16 protein-coding genes are annotated in these 16,491 nt (G+C 68.2%); 10 read left to right on the top strand and 6 right to left on the bottom strand.

All coding sequences use genetic code 11. From position 1 onward, the window contains the following. Positions 1 to 69 precede the first annotated feature (69 nt). The 5 genes from XAN126_RS0108595 (at position 70) to XAN126_RS0108575 (ending at position 4,019) form a co-directional block, all read left to right on the top strand. Entirely contained in the window at positions 70 to 534 is a 465-nt protein-coding gene (locus XAN126_RS0108595; protein ID WP_024278185.1) for a nuclear transport factor 2 family protein, read from the top strand. After that, the gene (locus XAN126_RS0108590) at positions 534 to 1,097 is read left to right on the top strand and encodes a TetR/AcrR family transcriptional regulator (protein ID WP_024278184.1); all 564 of its coding nucleotides are present in this window, start codon (positions 534 to 536) and stop codon (positions 1,095 to 1,097) included. The genes XAN126_RS0108595 and XAN126_RS0108590 overlap by 1 nt, the downstream gene beginning before the upstream one ends. 288 nt (positions 1,098 to 1,385) lie before the next feature. Continuing rightward, positions 1,386 to 2,516: a methionine ABC transporter ATP-binding protein gene (locus XAN126_RS0108585; RefSeq protein WP_024278183.1), complete on the top strand. Its 1,131-nt coding sequence runs from the start codon at positions 1,386 to 1,388 to the stop codon at positions 2,514 to 2,516. A 16-nt stretch (positions 2,517 to 2,532) separates the two neighbouring features. Beyond that, on the top strand, positions 2,533 to 3,195 hold the full coding sequence (locus XAN126_RS0108580; RefSeq protein ID WP_024278182.1) for a methionine ABC transporter permease: 663 nt from the start codon (positions 2,533 to 2,535) through the stop codon (positions 3,193 to 3,195). Positions 3,196 to 3,239: 44 nt separating this feature from the next. Continuing rightward, entirely contained in the window at positions 3,240 to 4,019 is a 780-nt protein-coding gene (locus XAN126_RS0108575; RefSeq protein ID WP_197024017.1) for a MetQ/NlpA family ABC transporter substrate-binding protein, read from the top strand. A 9-nt stretch (positions 4,020 to 4,028) separates the two neighbouring features. Here the strand turns inward: XAN126_RS0108575 and tam are convergent, their stop codons facing one another. Beyond that, the gene (tam, locus tag XAN126_RS0108570) at positions 4,029 to 4,802 is read right to left on the bottom strand and encodes a trans-aconitate 2-methyltransferase (RefSeq protein ID WP_024278180.1); all 774 of its coding nucleotides are present in this window, start codon (positions 4,800 to 4,802) and stop codon (positions 4,029 to 4,031) included. Between the two features lie 304 nt (positions 4,803 to 5,106). Then, on the bottom strand, positions 5,107 to 6,141 hold the full coding sequence (locus XAN126_RS0108565; RefSeq protein ID WP_024278179.1) for a glutamine synthetase beta-grasp domain-containing protein: 1,035 nt from the start codon (positions 6,139 to 6,141) through the stop codon (positions 5,107 to 5,109). A gap of 537 nt (positions 6,142 to 6,678) precedes the next feature. Here XAN126_RS0108565 and XAN126_RS0108560 point away from each other — a divergent pair. The 4 genes from XAN126_RS0108560 to XAN126_RS0108545 all read left to right on the top strand — a co-directional run bounded on the left by XAN126_RS0108560 (position 6,679) and on the right by XAN126_RS0108545 (position 9,987). Next, positions 6,679 to 6,876, top strand: coding sequence for a DUF2735 domain-containing protein (locus XAN126_RS0108560; RefSeq protein WP_024278178.1), 198 nt, complete (start codon positions 6,679 to 6,681; stop codon positions 6,874 to 6,876). 108 nt (positions 6,877 to 6,984) lie between these two features. Beyond that, entirely contained in the window at positions 6,985 to 7,299 is a 315-nt protein-coding gene (locus XAN126_RS0108555) for a hypothetical protein (protein ID WP_024278177.1), read from the top strand. A 225-nt stretch (positions 7,300 to 7,524) separates the two neighbouring features. Then, positions 7,525 to 9,237, top strand: a complete 1,713-nt coding sequence (locus XAN126_RS0108550; RefSeq protein WP_024278176.1) for a solute carrier family 23 protein — start codon at positions 7,525 to 7,527, stop codon at positions 9,235 to 9,237. Between the two features lie 81 nt (positions 9,238 to 9,318). Continuing rightward, positions 9,319 to 9,987 carry a hypothetical protein gene (locus XAN126_RS0108545; protein ID WP_155982258.1) on the top strand — a complete coding sequence of 223 codons (669 nt, stop codon included), beginning with the start codon at positions 9,319 to 9,321 and terminating at the stop codon, positions 9,985 to 9,987. Positions 9,988 to 9,990: 3 nt separating this feature from the next. On the opposite strand, the gene XAN126_RS0108540 is transcribed toward XAN126_RS0108545, so the two are convergent. From XAN126_RS0108540 to XAN126_RS0108525, 4 genes are read right to left on the bottom strand one after another with little or no spacing between them, the layout of a single operon-like run. Continuing rightward, positions 9,991 to 10,545 carry a sarcosine oxidase subunit gamma family protein gene (locus tag XAN126_RS0108540; RefSeq protein ID WP_024278174.1) on the bottom strand — a complete coding sequence of 185 codons (555 nt, stop codon included), beginning with the start codon at positions 10,543 to 10,545 and terminating at the stop codon, positions 9,991 to 9,993. After that, entirely contained in the window at positions 10,538 to 13,543 is a 3,006-nt protein-coding gene (locus XAN126_RS0108535; RefSeq protein WP_024278173.1) for a sarcosine oxidase subunit alpha family protein, read from the bottom strand. The genes XAN126_RS0108540 and XAN126_RS0108535 overlap by 8 nt, the downstream gene beginning before the upstream one ends. Beyond that, positions 13,543 to 13,830 (bottom strand): sarcosine oxidase subunit delta, encoded by a 288-nt coding sequence (locus XAN126_RS0108530; RefSeq protein ID WP_024278172.1) that lies wholly within the window; start codon positions 13,828 to 13,830, stop codon positions 13,543 to 13,545. Before XAN126_RS0108530 ends, XAN126_RS0108535 begins: the two co-directional genes overlap by 1 nt. Positions 13,831 to 13,839: 9 nt before the next feature. Then, positions 13,840 to 15,093 carry a sarcosine oxidase subunit beta family protein gene (locus XAN126_RS0108525; protein ID WP_024278171.1) on the bottom strand — a complete coding sequence of 418 codons (1,254 nt, stop codon included), beginning with the start codon at positions 15,091 to 15,093 and terminating at the stop codon, positions 13,840 to 13,842. A 476-nt stretch (positions 15,094 to 15,569) separates the two neighbouring features. Between XAN126_RS0108525 and XAN126_RS0108520 the strand changes: the two genes are divergently transcribed. Continuing rightward, on the top strand, positions 15,570 to 16,490 hold the full coding sequence (locus XAN126_RS0108520; RefSeq protein WP_051460815.1) for a MoxR family ATPase: 921 nt from the start codon (positions 15,570 to 15,572) through the stop codon (positions 16,488 to 16,490). Position 16,491 lies beyond the last annotated feature (1 nt).

Genomic DNA, 16,491 nt, shown 5'->3' with positions numbered 1-16,491 from the left:
GGCCGCTTGACTCGTGTCGGTATCTGTACCATTCAGTACATTATTGACTGATCAGTACAGGAGAGACCCATGGCCCGCCCGCCGCTGCCGCCCTTCACCGTCGAGACCGCCACGCACAAGGTGCGCATAGCGGAGGATGCCTGGAACACCCGCGACCCTGAGCGCGTCTCTCTCGCCTACACGCCGGACAGCCGCTGGCGGAACCGCTCGGACTTCCTCACCGGCCGGCCGGAGATCGTCACCTTCCTCACCGCCAAGTGGCGGCGGGAGCTGGATTATCGCCTCATCAAGGAGCTGTGGGGGCTGAACGACAACCGCATCGCGGTGCGCTTCCAGTATGAGTGGCACGATGCCGATGGCGCGTGGTACCGCTCCTATGGCAACGAGCAGTGGGAGTTCGACGCCGAGGGCCTGATGCGCCGGCGCGAAGCCTCCATCAACGACGTGGCGATCGCCGAGAGCGACCGCCGCTTCCTGTGGCCCCTCGGCCCGCGTCCGGCGGACCATCCGGGCCTCACCGAACTGGGGATGTGATGGCACGAACGGTGGCCGAGCGCGCGGACATCCTGCCCCTCCTGGGCGAGGTGTTCCGCGAGCACGGATACGAGGGGGCGAGCCTCGCCCACATCACCGCCCGCACCGGGCTTGGCAAGGGCAGCCTCTATCACTTCTTTCCCGGCGGGAAGGAGGAGATGGCGGCCGCCGTGCTCGCCGAGATCGACGGCTGGTTCGAGGCCAACGTCTACGCCTCCCTGCGCGCGGAAAGCGATCCGGCCGCCGCCGTGCAGGACATGCTGGCGCGCACCGACGCCTATTTCCGTTCCGGCCGGCGGGTGTGCCTCGTGGGCGTGTTTGCGCTGGGCGAGGTGCGGGACCGGTTCGGCGCGGCGGTCGCCTCCTATTTCGCCCGCTGGCGGGAGGCGCTGGCCGCCGCCCTCACCCGCGCCGGCCTCCCCTCCGCTGAGGCGGACGATAGGGCGGAGGAAGCGGTGCTCGCCATCCAGGGCGCGCTGGTGCTGGCCCGCGCGCTCAACGACCCCGCCGTGTTCGGCCGGGCGCTGGAGCGGCTGGGCCGGCGGTTGCTGGACGGGCTATAAGCCCACCAATATAATCGACTTAATTCAGACTTGACGCGTTCGATAAACCGAACGATATTGCCGCCATGTTCGCCCCGGAACGGATGGCCCCTGCCATGATGATGTGTCGCTGACAGCCGCTGGAGCGGCGTGAAACCGCCGAATGCCGCGCCAAGCGTGGCCCAGTCCCGGTTGCGCCGACACCCATCCTTTCCCAAGCCGCCTGTTCCCGCCTCCGCCCCTACCGCCGCTTGAATGCGCCGGGCGAAGGACCGGATTGACGAACAGCCGGTGATGCCGGAGCCTTTCATGAACGCCCCCCTGACTTTGGCGGCCGCCGTGCCTACCCTCCCCGAACCGTCCGTTTCCGCCGCCGCCATCCCGGTGCCCGCGCGCTCCATCATCCGCTTCGAGCGGGTGGCGAAGACCTTTCCGGCGCGCCGCGGCCATGCGGCGGTGCATGCCCTCTCCGACATCACGCTGGACGTACCGGAAGGCGCGATCCTCGGCGTCATCGGCCGGTCGGGGGCGGGCAAGTCCACGCTCATCCGCCTCGTCAACGGGCTGGAGAAGCCCTCCGGCGGGCGCGTGCTGGTGGACGACGTGGACATCGGCGCCCTCGACGAGGCGGCGCTACGCAAGGAGCGCCGCTCCATCGGCATGATCTTCCAGCACTTCAACCTGCTGGCGCGCCGCACCGCCTTCGACAATGTGGCCCTGCCGCTCGAGATCGCCGGCGTCCCGAGCGCCGAAATCAAGGCGCGGGTGGAGCCGCTGCTCGACCTTGTCGGCCTGTCCGACAAGCGCGACCGCTATCCGGCCGAACTCTCCGGCGGCCAGAAGCAGCGCGTCGGCATCGCCCGCGCGCTCGCCACCCGCCCCCGCGTGCTGCTCTCCGATGAAGCGACCTCGGCCCTCGATCCCGAGACCACCGAGCAAATCCTCGCTTTGCTGCGCCGGGTGAATGCGGAACTGAACCTCACCGTGCTGCTCATCACCCACGAGATGGCGGTCATCAAGGCGGTGGCCGACAAGGTGGCGGTGATCGACGGTGGCCGCATCGTGGAGGACGGCGCCACCTATGAGGTGTTCGCCCTCCCGCGCCACCCCACCACCCGCTCCTTCCTCGCCGCGCTGACCGCGAAAAGCCTGCCGCGCCGCGTCGCAGAGCAGCTTTCCGCGGAGCCGCGCGAGGGCCGCGACCAGGCGGTGCTGCGCATCGTCTTCACCGGCGAGCACGCGCAGGACCCGGTGCTGTCGCGGGTGTCGCGCCTGCTCTCGGTGGACGTGAACATCATCCAGGCCCAGGTGGACGAGATCGCCGGCACGCCCTTCGGCGTCATCGTGGTGTCGGTGCCGGGCGACGCACCCACGCTCAGCGCCGTCATCAACGCCGTCGAGCGGCTCAACCTGACGGCGGAGGTCCTCGGCTATGTTTGACATCACCTTCGGCCTGCTGCCGCCCACCATCGTCGACCTCATCATCGACGCCACCCAGCAGACGCTCTACATGGTGGCTGTCTCCGGCGCGCTCGGCACGCTCATCGGCCTGCCGCTGGGCGTGTTCCTCGCCACCAGCCGGTCGGGCGAGCTGTTCGCGGCGCCGTGGCTCAACCAGACCCTTGGCCTCGTGGTGAATGCGGCGCGCTCGACGCCTTTCATCATCCTCGTGGTCGCCATCATCCCCTTCACCCGCCTCGTGGCGGGCACCTCCATCGGCACCAGCGCGGCCATCGTGCCGCTGACGGTGGCGGCGGCACCCTTCATCGCCCGGCTCATCGAGGCGGCCATCCGCGAAGTGGACCAGGGGCTGGTGGAAGCCGCGCGCGCCATGGGCGCGAGCCCCATCCAGATCGTCGCCAAGGTGCTGCTGCCCGAGGCATTGCCCGCCATCACGCTGGCCCTCACCCTCGCGGCGGTGTCGCTGCTCGGCTACTCGGCCATGGTGGGTGCGGTGGGCGGCGGCGGTCTCGGCGACCTCGGCATCCGCTTCGGCTACCAGCGCTTCATGCCCGAGGTGATGGCGGCGGTGGTGCTCGTGCTCATCCTTCTCGTGCAGGCGGTACAGACGCTGGGCGACCGCCTCGCCCGCCGCCTCGACAAGCGCAGCCGCGGCTGAGCCCCGGCGCGCACAGACCCTTTCAAATTCAGATGGAGGTTTCCATGAAGGCCCTCGCTCTGGCGCTCGCCGCCGGCATTTCCCTCGTCGCGTTCTCCGCCGCCGCCGAGACCATCAAGATCGGCGTCACCCCCGGCCCCCACGCCCAGATCCTGGAGAAGGTGAAGGAAGAGGCGGCCAAGAAGGGGCTCGACATCAAGGTGATCGAGTTCTCCGACTATGTGGTACCCAACGCCGCGCTGTCGTCCGGCGACATCGAGGCCAATTCCTTCCAGCACCAGCCCTATCTCGACAACCAGATCGCTGATCGCGGCTACAAGATCGTCTCCGTCGGCAGCACGGTGAACTTCCCGATCGGCATCTATTCCACCAAATACAAGAAGTTCGAGGACATCCCGGCCGGATCGTCCATCGGCATTCCCAACGATCCCACCAATGGCGGCCGCGTGCTGCTGCTGCTCGCCGACAAGGGCCTCATCAAGCTGAAGCCCGGCGTGGGCGTGAAGGCCTCGGTTCTCGACGTGGTGGAGAACCCCAAGAAGCTGAAGTTCGTGGAGATCGACGCGGCGCAACTGCCCCGCTCCCTCCCCGACCTCGCGGCGGCGGGCATCAACACCAACTACGCCAAGGAGGCCGGCCTCGACCCGGTGAAGGATCCCATCCTGCGCGAGGACCCCAAGGGGCCCTATGTCAACGTCATCGCCATTCGGGCGCAGGACAAGGACAAGCCGTGGGTGAAAACCTTCGTCGAGACCTACCAGTCGCCGGAGACGCGCACCTTCATCCTCGAAACCTTCAAGGGCGCCGTTCTGCCGAGCTGGTAAGCGCGGGCTCTACTTCACCGCCACGATGAAGAAGCGGGGGAAGGCGAGGAGCACCTTGCCATCCACCCGCGGCAGATAGGAATCGGAGAGGCGGGCTGCGTATTCCTCCAGGAACTGCGTGCGCTCGTCCCCCTCCAGCGGATCGATGAACGGGCGCAGGCCCGTGCCCTTCACCCACTCCACGATGGCCGGAATGCCATCGAGCGGGTGGTTGTAGATGGTGTGCCACACGTCCACCGCCCCTGCGTGGGGCTTCAGCATGTCGTAATAGGCGCCGGGCTCCGGCAGCACGGTGCGGGCGCGGGTGGCGGCGTGGAGCGTGTCCGCCCACGGCCCGGCCATGGCGGTCTCGCGCATGGCGACGTGGGACGGCTCTTCCAGATTGTCCGGCATCTGCACCGCCAGCACCCCGCCGGGCGCCAGCAGCGACATGAGGCGCGGCAGGAGGGTGGCGTGGTCCGGCACCCATTGCAGCACGGCGTTGGCGTAGATGAGGTCCGCCGGCTTCGGCAACGTGAAGGTTGAGGCGTCGCCGAGCGCGAAGGTGACGCCGGGCAGGCGCGCGCGGGCGGCCTCCAGCATGGCCGGCGAGGTGTCGAGCCCGAGCAGCTCCGCGCCGGGAAAGCGCTGCGCCAGGATTTCGGTGGAATTGCCGGGGCCGCAGCCGATATCCACCACGAACGCCGCCTTCTGAAGCGGCACCGCCGCGAGAAGATCGCGCGCCGGGCGGGTGCGCTGGTCCTCAAACTTCAGGTATTGGCTGGCGTTCCAGTCGGCGGGCATCGGCGGCTCCGGGCGCGAGGGGGTCGGCGGCGCCACGGCGCGGCGCCGCAAGGGATATTCCTGCTTATACCAGCTTCACCGCAGAGGCGACCGGCACGGCGCAGGTTCTCATCCCCAGGGGATGGGGTTTGACGGAGATCGGAAGGAAGATGGGGCGCGAAATGCGCGGGCTCGACGGCGAAGGCCGGAGGGGGCGCGAGAAGGAAGGCGCCTGCGGAAACGCCGGAGGCCGTCGACTGAACGAAGAGGCCGTCACGGCCACAAAAAAACGCCACGGCGCGCGGAGGGCGCCGTGGCGAAGGCGTCAGGCCGCGGCCGAGACGTCGGTGGAAACCGAAGAGATGGTCTTCAGGATCTGGGAGGCGATCTGGTAGGGGTCGCCCATGGAGTTCGGGCGGCGATCCTCAAGATAGCCCTTGTAGTCGTTCTTGACGAAGGAGTGCGGGACGCGGATGGACGCGCCACGGTCCGCGACACCGTAGGAGAACTTGTTCCACGGCGCGGTCTCATGCTTGCCGGTGAGGCGCATGTGGTTGTCCGGGCCATAGACGGCGATGTGGTCGTCGAGGTTGGCCTCGAACGCCGCCATCAGCTTCTCGAAATACGCCTTGCCACCCACTTCACGCATGTAGGAGGTGGAGAAGTTGGCGTGCATGCCCGAGCCGTTCCAGTCGGTGTCGCCGAGCGGCTTGCAGTGGAACTCGATGTCCACGCCATACTTCTCGGTGAGACGCAGGAGCAGGTAGCGGGCCATCCACACTTCGTCGGCGGCCTTCTTGGAGCCCTTGCCGAAGATCTGGAATTCCCACTGGCCCTTCGCGACTTCCGCGTTGATGCCCTCGTGGTTGATGCCGGCGGCGAGGCAGAGGTCAAGGTGCTCCTCGACGATCTGGCGGGCGACGTCGCCCACGTTCTTGAAGCCGACGCCCGTGTAATAGGGGCCCTGCGGCGCGGGATAGCCGGCCTCGGGGAAGCCGAGCGGGCGGCCGTTCTTGTAGAAGAAGTATTCCTGTTCGAAGCCGAACCAGGCGCCGGCATCATCGAGGATGGTGGCGCGCTTGTTGGTCGGGTGCGGGGTGACGCCGTCCGGCATCATCACTTCGCACATCACCAGGGCGCCGTTGGTGCGGGCCGGGTCGGGATAGACGGCGACCGGCTTCAGCACGCAATCCGAGCTACGGCCTTCGGCCTGCTGGGTCGACGAACCGTCGAAGCCCCAGAGCGGCAGCTCCTCGAGGCTCGGGAACACGTCATATTCCTTGATCTGGGTCTTGCCCCGGAGATTGGGAACCGGGGTGTAGCCGTCGAGCCAGATATACTCGAGCTTAAACTTTGGCATTGCAGTCTCTCTGAGCCGATGACGTGAAATTCGGGACTTTGCTTCTCGAACTCTTTGATTCAGGAACTCTTTGCAGCGTCCGGCCGTGAAGGGTCCACCGGCCGCGGGGGCCGGTGCATATCTAGCAATCCGCGTGCCAGCGGCGACCCCGTAGCCGGACAACGGCTTTTTGACCGCCGCCGCAACGTCAGCTGCCTATTACTGCATCAGGATTAGGCCGAACCCTTAGGCGCCCCGCACACCCGCTGTGCAGCCACCCGTGCGCAGCGCGGCGCGAGGAACATTCGCCATCGCCCGGGAACAAAAGAGCGGCGCCCGCGCTTGGAACAAGGCATTCCGCTGCACTGCGAAAGACGCGCGCGGGCCATGCAGCAAACGCGCAAATAAAAGAGATAAGTGACGTCAATTTATATCCGCCTAAAAAATAGGCAATAAACTAAAATATACCGGCTTTTATGTATATGCAGGATGCAAATCATGTTATGAAGTTCTCAAGTGATGGCGCCCAGGAGGCTCATCGGACAGGAGACCGGAGTGATGACTGCGAACCACGAGCGCGAGACCGCAAAAATCTATGTCTTCCCGGTGAAGAATGACGCGAAGAACGGCATGCCCTCCAAAGAGGCGAAATGGGCTGCCGAGATCGCTGCCGTGGGAGCCGCGCAGGCCGTGATCGGAAGCAGCTGGTATCACGAAGAGGCGGTGAAGGCCGCCGATCTCCCCAACCGCCGCTGAACCATCGGGCTTGGGTCGGCGCCCTGCGCGCCGGCCATCCCGCGTCCGCGATGGACCGCTTCTTGCGTGACGTCCTCCCCGAGACATCATCGGGTAGGACTTGCGACAATGGCCCTCGACCTCAACACAGACTGGACGAACGCGGAGCTTGCGGCCCTCATCGGCTCCGTGGTGGATGATCGCGACTGGCGTCTGGAAGTGAGCAAGGACGGCATCGCCTCCCTCGCCGACAAATCAGCCAATCCCACCGGCGCGGACTATGACGAGGGCCTGCACGGCTTCTTCGAGACCTGGATGGCCGGCACCGATTTCGTCGGCCCCTCGGCTGCGGGCGACAAGGACCTGATCGGCAAGATCGCCACCGCGCTCCGCGCCAACTACCCCACCCTGAAGGCCGACAAGTTCATCTACGTCGCGCTGTAGGCGCGCCGCACGCTGTGCCGGCAACGGTCCCGCGCGCAGCACGCGGGACAAGCCTCTGGAGCGCTTTCCCCTTTTTCCCAAACCCTTTAGGTTCACCCGGCCGGTTTCCGCCGGATCGCCTCATGCCGTCACGCGCCATGCGAAATGAGTCGCGCGCGCCGCCCTGAGCGAGGTCTCGGCAGAGCAGACAAAGAGCCGCCAAGCGGCCGGGTTCGGGAGGGGCGCGTGGGAACGGGCAGGCTGCGATACGATCACGAGTCCCATCCGCCGTTCGCCGTGCTCGTCGGCTCGGTGGCGCAGCACATGGGCCTGATGGCGGTGACGCTGGTGTTTCCGCTGCTGGTGGCGCAGGCGGCCGGCGTCGATGCCGAGATGCAACGGCGCTATATCGATCTCGCCATGCTGGCCATGGGGGTTGCGACCCTCTTCCAGTGCTGGGGCCGACCTGTCCTCTTCCTGCCCCGCATCGGCTGCGGCTATCTCCTGCCCGCGGTCTTCACCGCCGCCTATCTGCCCGCCGCCCTCTATGCCGCCCGCGCCGGCGGGCTGGGCGCGGTGGCGGGCATGACCATCGCGGCCGGCCTCGCGCAGGTGCTGTTCAGCCGCGTGATGCATCGGGTCCGCCCCTTCCTGCCCATCGAGATCGTCGGGCTGGTGGTGATGCTCATCGGCATCATCCTCGGCGTCGTCGCCATCAAGCTGATGGTGGGCTACAGCCCGTCGATGGCGCAGGTGACTCTCACCGGCACCGGCGGCGCATTGGCCGGCCTCGCGGTGATGGTCGCCCTCGCCGCTTGGGGCAGTCCGCCGCTGCGCGCCATGGCGGTGCTGGCGGGGCTGGCCGCCGGCACGCTGGTGCATGTGGGCCTTGGTTTCGGCCTCGGCGCGCCGCGGCCGCCCGTGGCGGTCGCGCCCCTGCTGGAGCTGATCCGCTGGCCGCTGGCGGTGCCGAGCTTCAGCGTCGGGCTGTTGCCTGGCTTCCTCGCGGGCGCCCTCGCCTGCATCCTGCGCAGCTTCGGCGACATGGTGGCGAGCCAGCGCGCCAATGATCCGAACTGGCGCCGGCCGGACTATGCCAACATCGAGGCCGGCGTGCTGGCGGACGGCCTCGGCACGCTGTTCGCGGGGGTCATCGGCACCATGGGCCTCAACACCTATTCCGCCAGCGTCGGCCTCTCGGTCGCCACCGAGGTGAAGGCCCGGCGGGTGGGGCTGGGCGTCGGCCTCGGCTGGATCGCTCTCGCCTTCATTCCCGGCTCGTCCGTGGTGGTGATGGCCATTCCCCGGCCGGTGCTCGGGGCCGCCTTGCTGTTCGCCTCCGCCTTCATCGTGCTGTCGGGCATTTCCATCCTCGGCCAAAGGATGCTGGATGCGCGGCGCACCATCGTGGTGGGCCTCGGCTTCCTCGTCGGCATCTCCTTCGACGAGATTCCGGATTTCTACGCCCGGGCGCTCTCCGCCTCGGCGCAGGAATTGCTCACCTCGTCGCTGGTGCTGGGCCTGTTCACCGCGCTCGGCCTCAATGCCTTGTTCCGCATCGGGGCGGTGAAGAGCCGCCACCTCGTCTGGACGCCGGCGGAGGGCCATGCGGTGCTGCGCCAGTTCCTCATGGATAGTGCCGCCGCCGATGGCGCCCGCACCGAGGAGGTGGGGCGCATCGCCCAGATCGCCGAGGAATTCGCCACTGCCGCCCCCTCCCTCGTGGAGGGGCCGGTGGAGGTGACGACGCGGTTCGACGAGTTCGTGCTGGACGTGGCCTTCGCCTGGACCGGCGGCGCACTCCAGCCGGGGCCGGTGCCAAGCTTCGATGCCGGCGTGGACGAGGAGGCCATGCTCAACGGCATCACCTTCCACCTCATCCAGCGCCTCGCCGACCGCACCCACCGCCGCACGTTGCCGGATGGCCGGCAGGAACTGCGTTGCGAGGTGGACCAGTAGGCGGATGGCGGGCAGCAACTGCGGGTGGTATGCCTGACGCGGTTGGTCGCAATATCTTTCGGGGGCAGGATGATGCCGGACATGCGCGCTGTCGGGGCAACCCTTGTCACCCTGGCCTTCGGACTTCTCGTCCCGGCGGGCGCCACCATGGCAGCGACAGCGCCGGGGGCGACCGATTCGAAGAAATTCCAGAGCTATCTCTATTCGGACGCCTACCGGGCCGCGCTGGCCGCGGCGTGGAAGAAGGTGCCCCCGGTCTCGCTGCCCGCCTGCACCAACCTCTCGGATGGCGATGTCTCGGTGACGCTGCAGCAGGAAGTGTCCTTCGACGCAAAGGGCCTGCCCAAGTCCGGCGCGTGGTGGGGACATTATCCCATCAAGGGCTGCGGCACGGAGCGCACCATCAACATCCTGTTCCGGGCCGAGCCCTCGGGCGTGCGCTTCCTGGTGACGCTGCCGGGGCACACCCGCGCCAACATCGTGCTCCAGCGCGATGCGCTCACCTATGCCTTCATCGGCGCGGGCACCAAGGTGCGCGACTGCAAGGACATGGAGGTTGCGGACACCGCGTTCGACGGCTTCGGCCTCACTCCCGGTGACAAGTCGGCGCCAGAGAGCGGGCCATGGCGCGAGACCTGGACGGTCGCGGCCTGCGGCAAGATGCTGGCGGTGCCGCTGGAATTCATCCCGGACGCCACCGGCACCACCATCAACCAGCGCCCCGCCGAGGTGCGGGAGCTGACGAAGTAGACCTCAGCCGAATTCCCGCGCCGCGTCCTGAAGGAAAGCGTGCACATAGGGCGCAAACGAGCGCCAGCATTCCAGCCGGAACGCGTCACCCGCCCGCACCACCACCACCTCGGCCTTGCCGAGCAGCGTGCGCGTGGCCGAGCCGGGTGGGAAAGCGGCATCCGAGAGGTCGAGGGCGATCCCGGCGTTGAGGATGTCCGCCGCATGGGGACCGCTCAACAGGAACGCCGCATTGCGGTGCCCCACCGCCACCAGCGAGAAGCGGCCGGCGAGATCACCGGCGATCGCCGGCCCGGCGGCAGCCCCCTCCCCTGCGGGACAGACGAGCAGCCATTCCCCCGGCCCGAGGCGGGCGGCGAAGCGCTCCGGCGTGCCGCGCACGCTGTTGAGCGGACCGGAGAGATCGAAGCCCCCGACCGCTGCCGGCAGCGCGGCGCCGCGCGGTGCCTTCATCTGCAGCACGAAGCGGTCGGCGGACGGCAGCACCCGCACGGCTCCGGATGCCGAGGGGGCGAGGATAGGCGCGCGCCGCGCGTGGATGGCAACCGGCTCAGGCATGAACGCCTCCTTCCACAAAACCTTCCACCCTTTTGCCCTCGGGATCGAGGAACACCGGGGCCACCACCTTCACCGCCGTGAAACCGGCCGGCGTCGTCACAAAGAGCGTCTCGCCCATCCGCGCCCGCCCGCCGGAGACCACCGCCAGCGCGATGGGATGGTTGAGGGCGGGGCTGAGATAGGAGGAGGTGACATGCCCCAGCATGGTCATGGGCAGCGCCTGCTGGGTATCGGCGACGATCTGCGCCCCCTCCTCCAGCACCGTCCGCCCATCCGCCGAGAGCAGGCCGACCAGTTGCTTGCGATCCGCCCGCGCCATGTCCGGCCGGGCGAGCGAGCGCTTGCCGACGAAATCCTTCTTCGCCTTGGAGACCATGCCAGAGAGGCCGACATCATCCGGCGTCACCGTGCCGTCCGTCTCCTGCCCGACGATGATGAAGCCACGTTCCGCACGCAGTACATGCATGGCCTCGGTGCCGTAGGGCGTGATGCCGAAGCGCTGACCGTAGCCGAACAGCGCCTCCCACACCGCTTGAGTGAAATCCGCCGGCACGTTGATCTCGAAGCCCAGCTCGCCGGTGAAGGACACGCGCATGAGCCGCGTCGGCACGCCGAGGATCTCCCCCTCGCGCACCGTCATCTGGGGGAAGGCCTGGGGCGAGAGGTCGATGCCGGTCACGAACGGCGCGATCACCTCCCGCGCCCGCGGCCCCTGCACGGCGATGACGCCCCACTCCTCGGTGATGGAGGTGAGGAACACGTCGAGGTCCGGCCACTCCGTCTGGAGATAATCCTCCATGTGCGCCATCACCCGCGGCGCACCGCCGGTGGAGGTGGTGACATGAAAGCGGTCCGGCGCCATGCGGGCGACGATGCCGTCATCGAGGATGAAGCCGTCTTCCTTCAGCATCAGGCCATAGCGGCACTTGCCCGGCTCCAGCTTGGTCCAGCCGTTGGGATACATGCGGTTCATGAACTCGGCCGCATCCGGCCCCACCACCTCGATCTTGCCGAGGGTGGAGGCATCGAGCAGGCCGACGCTCTCGCGCACCGCCCGGCATTCGCGGGCCACCGCCGCGTGCATGTCCTCCCCCGCCTTGGGGAAGTACCAGGCGCGGCGCCACAGGGCGACGTTCTCGAACTTGGCGCCCTGCTTCACCGCCCACTCATGCACCGGCGCGGTGCGGATGGGGTCGAAGGTCTCGCCCCGCGCCGTGCCGACGATGGCGCCGAAGGTCACGGGCGTATAAGGCGGGCGGAAGGTGGTGGTGCCCACCTGCGGGATGTCCTTGGCGAGAATCTCCGAAACGAGGCCGAGGGCGGCCATGTTGGAGGTCTTGCCTTGGTCGGTGGCCATGCCGTTGGTGGTGTAGCGCTTGACGTGCTCGACGCTCTCGAACCCCTCGCGCACGGCGAGGCCGATGTCCTTGGCGGTCACGTCGTTCTGGAAGTCGAGGAAGGCGCGCACCTTCTTCGGGTCGGCATCGGTGGGCAGCACGCGCGCCGCCTTGAAGCCGGTGGGCGTTGCGGGCGCCGCTGCAAAAGCGCGGGTTGACGGCACGCCGGCCGCATCCGCGCCCGCCGCCCAGCCTTCGGCGAGGATGCTCGCGAGGTCATAGGTGCCCTTGCACGCGCCGGCCGAGCGCTCCGCCTGCACCGAAGTGCCCGGCACGAAGGCGTCGATCTCGGTGCGGAAGGTGAGTTTGCCGCGCGACTGGGAGAAGAGATGCACCGCCGGCGTCCAGCCACCGGACATGCCGACGCAATCGCAGGCCAGCGTCCGCCGCGCGCCGACGCGCCCGCCCGACAGCGGCGCCACGATCAGCCCCGTCACCCCCTTGCCGCCGGTGGAGCCGACGACCGTATGGCCGGCGAGAAGCTCGATCCCGGAGAGGAGCGCCCGCTCGGGGCCGATCTCGGCCTCGGGGCGCAGGTCCACGAGGGTCACATCCAGCCCCACCGCCTTGGCATCCGCCGCCGCGCGATAGGCGGAGGCACCGTTGGTGGCGAAGACGATGCGCCGGCCAGGCGCAACGCCGTAGCGGTTCACATAGGTGCGCACGCTCTCGGCCAGCATGATGCCCGGCCGGTCGTTGTCGGCGAAGCCGAGCGGACGCTCATGGGCGCCGGTGGCGAGCACCACCTCCTTCGCCCGCACCTGCCACAGCCGCTCGCGCGGCAGCTTCGTGTCGGGGGCGGCGATGTGGTCGGTGACGCGCTCGGTGAGGACCACGTGGTTGTGGTTGTAATAGCCGAACGCCGTGGTGCGGCTGAGCAGTGTCACGTTCGCCCGGGCGGCGAGCGTCTTCAGTGCCTCGGCGACGAAGGCCGAGGCGGTCTTGCCATCGATGGTGGAAGTGAGATCGGCGAGGAGGCTGCCGCCCATCTCCGCCTGCTCGTCGGCGAGGATCACCCGCTTGCCCGCCTCAGACGCCGCCAGCGCGGCCGCGAGGCCGGCCGGGCCCGCGCCGACGACCAGCACGTCGCAATGGGTGTGGCGATGGACGTAGCGGTCCGCATCCGGCGCGTCCGGCGCGACGCCGAGGCCGGCGGCGGCACGGATGGCCGGCTCGTAGAATTTGTCCCAGAAGGACCGCGGCCACATGAAGGTCTTGTAGTAGAAGCCCGCCGTCAGCACCGGGGCAACGAGGTCGTTCACCTGCCCGATGTCATGCTCCAGCGAGGGCCAGTGGTTCTGCGAGGAGACCTTCAGGCCGGCCACCGCCTCCACCACCGTGGCGCGGTTGTTGGGATCGGACCGGCCGGGGCCGCGATCCACCTGGAACAGCGCGTTGGGCTCGTCCGCGCCATGGGTCAGCACGCCGCGCGGGCGGTGATACTTGAAGGAGCGGCCCATCAGCCGGATGCCGCTGGCGAGCAGCGCCGAGGCGAGCGTATCCCCTTCATAGCCCTCGACGGTGCGGCCGTTGAAGGTGAAGGCAATGGGCTTGGCGCGGTTGATGCGGCCGCGGCCGGGAATACGGAAATCCTGCGCCATCAGCGGCCTCCCGTGATGTCCGGGCGCGGCTGGCCCATCTCGTAGGTGGTGATGAAGGCGTCACTCACCGTGTTGCGCAGTGCGTTGAACCAGCGTCCGCAGCCGTGGGCGTGCAGCCAGCGCTCGGCATGGACGCCCTTCGGGCTGGTGCGGGCGAAGAGATATTCGGCCCAGGCGGCGTCATCGAGGGCGTCGGGATCAGCCGGGCGGGCGATGTGCGCCTCGCCGCCGCAGCGGAATTCCACCTCGGGGCGCGGCCCGCAATAGGGACAGGGAACGAGCAGCATGGCCTGATCTCAATGCGCCACCGCCGCCGCCGCCGCCTCGTCGATGAGGCGGCCGGTGCGGAAGCGGTCGAGGGTGAAGGGGGCGTTGACGGGGTGGGGCTCGTCGCGGGCGATGGTGTGGGCGAACACATGGGCCGAGCCCGGCGTCGCCTTGAAGCCGCCTGTGCCCCAGCCGCAATTCACATAGAGGCCCTTCACCGGCGTCTTGCCGATGATGGGCGAGCGGTCCGGCGTCACGTCGACGATGCCGCCCCAGTTGCGCAGCATCTTCATGCGCGTGAACTGGGGGAACAGCTCGCAGATGGCGTCCAGCGTGTGGGTGGTGATGTGGAGGCCGCCCTGCTGGCTGTAGGAGACGTACTGGTCCGTGCCCGCGCCGATCACCAGCTCGCCCTTGTCGGACTGGGAGATATAGGCGTGCACCGCGTTGGACATGAGCACGCAGGGGAAGCACGGCTTCACCGGCTCGGAAACCAGCGCCTGCAGCGGGAAGCTCTCCAGCGGCATCCGCACCCCGGCCATGGCCATGACTATGGAGGTATGCCCCGCCGCCGAAACACCAATCTTCTTCGCCCCGATCGGCCCGCGCGTGGTCTCCACCCCGGTCACGGCGCCGTCCGGCCCGCGATGGATGGCCGTGACCTCGCAGTTCTGGATGATGTCGACACCGAGCGCGTCGGCGCCGCGGGCATAGCCCCACACCACCGCGTCGTGTCGCGCCGTACCGCCGCGCCGCTGGAGGGCGCCACCGAGCACGGGATAGCGGATGTCCGGCGAGATGTTCAGCTGCGGGCAGAACTCCTTCGTCTGTTCCCGCGTCAGCCACTCATTGTCGATGCCGTTGAGGCGGTTGGAATAGACGTGGCGCTTGAAGCTCTGCACGTCGTGCTGGTTGTGGGCCAGCATCAGCACGCCGCGCTGGGAGAACATGACGTTGTAGTTCAGCTCCTGCGAGAGCCCTTCCCACAGCTTCACCGCGTGCTCGTAGAGGGCGGCGCTTTCGTCATAGAGGTAGTTGGAGCGGATGATGGTGGTGTTGCGGCCGGAATTGCCGCCGCCGATCCAGCCCTTCTCCAGCACCGCGATGTTGCGAAGGCCATGCTCCTTCGCGAGGTAGTAGGCGGCACCGAGGCCATGGCTGCCGCCGCCGATGATGAGGACATCATAGGCCGGCTTGGGCGTCGGATTGCGCCACTGGCGGCTCCAGCCCTTGTGGGCATTCAGCGCCTCGGCGAGGAGGGTAGGAAGGGAGAAGCGGCGCATGGGGGTCTCTGAATGGAGAAACCGGGGGTGTCCCCTGTTCGACCGCGACAATGCGCCTGCCCGGTGCCCGGCTCTCGTGGAAATGCGACGGCAAACTGGAATGAAAGCGACACAGACGCCCGTCTGCCGCTGCGCCGTATGCCCCTCCGGCACCGGCGCGCCCGGGCAGAAAATGGCGCCATCCCTCAAAAATGAACGCAAGATAAGGTGTGACGCGGAAGCCGCGACGCTATAAGGAGCCGATGAGGCGCTCTCCCGGCGGTGGTCCAGGGGGGATAGCCGCCCCGCCATGGCGCCGACGGGCCCTGTGGCCGAACCCGAGAGTCGAGCGCGAGCAAGAGATGAGCACGAGCCGAGACGCGTCCTTCCTCGATGCCGCACGCCGGGAGCCGCCGGCCGCCTCGTCTGCCCGTCCGCGCCCGCCGGTCATCGACCGCACCAGCCTCGCCCGCGCCTTCGACGACCTCTCGGTCTATATGAATGCCTGCATCCTCGGTCAGCCGGCCTTCGTGGAACTGCTGCTGATCGCCGTGCTCGCCGACGGCCACCTGCTGGTGGAAGGCGCGCCGGGCCTCGCCAAGACCAAGGCCATCAAGGCGCTGGCCCACGCCATCGACCTCACCGACCAACGCATCCAGTTCACGCCGGACCTTCTGCCCTCCGACCTCACCGGCACCGACATCTACCGGCCGGAGGACGGCAGCTTCCAGTTCCAGGAAGGGCCGGTGTTCCACAATTTCATCCTGGCGGACGAGATCAACCGCGCGCCCGCCAAGGTGCAATCGGCACTGCTGGAAGCCATGGCGGAGCGTCAGGTGACGGTGGGGCGCACCACCCGCCGCCTGCCGCCGCTGTTCATGGTGATGGCCACCCAGAATCCCATCGAGCAGGAAGGCACCTATCCCCTGCCCGAGGCGCAGCTCGACCGCTTCCTGCTGCATGTGCGCATCGACTTCCCGGACCTCGACGCGGAGCGCCAGATCCTGCGCCTCGTGCGCGGCGAGGCCCGGGGCGAGTCGCCGGATTTCGGCGCGCCCTTGCCGCAGGAAGTGGTGTTCGCCGCCCGGCGCGAGGTGCTGGCCGTGCACATGGCGGAGCAGGTGGAGGAATATCTGCTCCAGCTGGTGCAGGCGACGCGCCGGCCCGAACTCTACGGCGCCGACCTTCAGGGCCTCGTCGGCTTCGGCGCCAGCCCGCGCGGCACCATCGCCCTCGACCGCTGCGCCCGCGCCCATGCGTGGCGGCGCAAGCGGGACTATGTGATCCCCGAGGACGTGCAGGCCATCGCCAAGCCCGTGCTACGCCATCGCGTGCTGATGACCTTCGAGGCCGAGGCCGACGGCGTGACCAGCGACGACTTCATCGACCTGCTGCTCGCCCGCGTGCCGGTGGGCTGAG

Source organism: Xanthobacter sp. 126 (assembly GCF_000526175.1).
GTDB classification, from domain to species: domain Bacteria; phylum Pseudomonadota; class Alphaproteobacteria; order Rhizobiales; family Xanthobacteraceae; genus Xanthobacter; species Xanthobacter aminoxidans.
This window is presented reverse-complemented; position numbering and strand designations above follow the sequence as displayed.

What these genes read in the sequence shown, in the direction of transcription:
- XAN126_RS0108595 (WP_024278185.1), top strand. Translation starts at nt 70, where the DNA reads ATGGCCCGCCCGCCGCTGCCGCCCTTCACCGTCGAGACCGCCACGCAC.
- XAN126_RS0108590 (WP_024278184.1), top strand. Translation starts at nt 534, where the DNA reads ATGGCACGAACGGTGGCCGAGCGCGCGGACATCCTGCCCCTCCTGGGC.
- XAN126_RS0108585 (WP_024278183.1), top strand. Translation starts at nt 1,386, where the DNA reads ATGAACGCCCCCCTGACTTTGGCGGCCGCCGTGCCTACCCTCCCCGAA.
- XAN126_RS0108575 (WP_197024017.1), top strand. Translation starts at nt 3,240, where the DNA reads ATGAAGGCCCTCGCTCTGGCGCTCGCCGCCGGCATTTCCCTCGTCGCG.
- tam (WP_024278180.1), bottom strand. Translation starts at nt 4,802, where the DNA reads ATGCCCGCCGACTGGAACGCCAGCCAATACCTGAAGTTTGAGGACCAG.
- XAN126_RS0108565 (WP_024278179.1), bottom strand. Translation starts at nt 6,141, where the DNA reads ATGCCAAAGTTTAAGCTCGAGTATATCTGGCTCGACGGCTACACCCCG.
- XAN126_RS0108560 (WP_024278178.1), top strand. Translation starts at nt 6,679, where the DNA reads ATGACTGCGAACCACGAGCGCGAGACCGCAAAAATCTATGTCTTCCCG.
- XAN126_RS0108555 (WP_024278177.1), top strand. Translation starts at nt 6,985, where the DNA reads ATGGCCCTCGACCTCAACACAGACTGGACGAACGCGGAGCTTGCGGCC.
- XAN126_RS0108545 (WP_155982258.1), top strand. Translation starts at nt 9,319, where the DNA reads ATGCGCGCTGTCGGGGCAACCCTTGTCACCCTGGCCTTCGGACTTCTC.
- XAN126_RS0108540 (WP_024278174.1), bottom strand. Translation starts at nt 10,545, where the DNA reads ATGCCTGAGCCGGTTGCCATCCACGCGCGGCGCGCGCCTATCCTCGCC.
- XAN126_RS0108535 (WP_024278173.1), bottom strand. Translation starts at nt 13,543, where the DNA reads ATGGCGCAGGATTTCCGTATTCCCGGCCGCGGCCGCATCAACCGCGCC.
- XAN126_RS0108530 (WP_024278172.1), bottom strand. Translation starts at nt 13,830, where the DNA reads ATGCTGCTCGTTCCCTGTCCCTATTGCGGGCCGCGCCCCGAGGTGGAA.
- XAN126_RS0108525 (WP_024278171.1), bottom strand. Translation starts at nt 15,093, where the DNA reads ATGCGCCGCTTCTCCCTTCCTACCCTCCTCGCCGAGGCGCTGAATGCC.
- XAN126_RS0108520 (WP_051460815.1), top strand. Translation starts at nt 15,570, where the DNA reads ATGAATGCCTGCATCCTCGGTCAGCCGGCCTTCGTGGAACTGCTGCTG.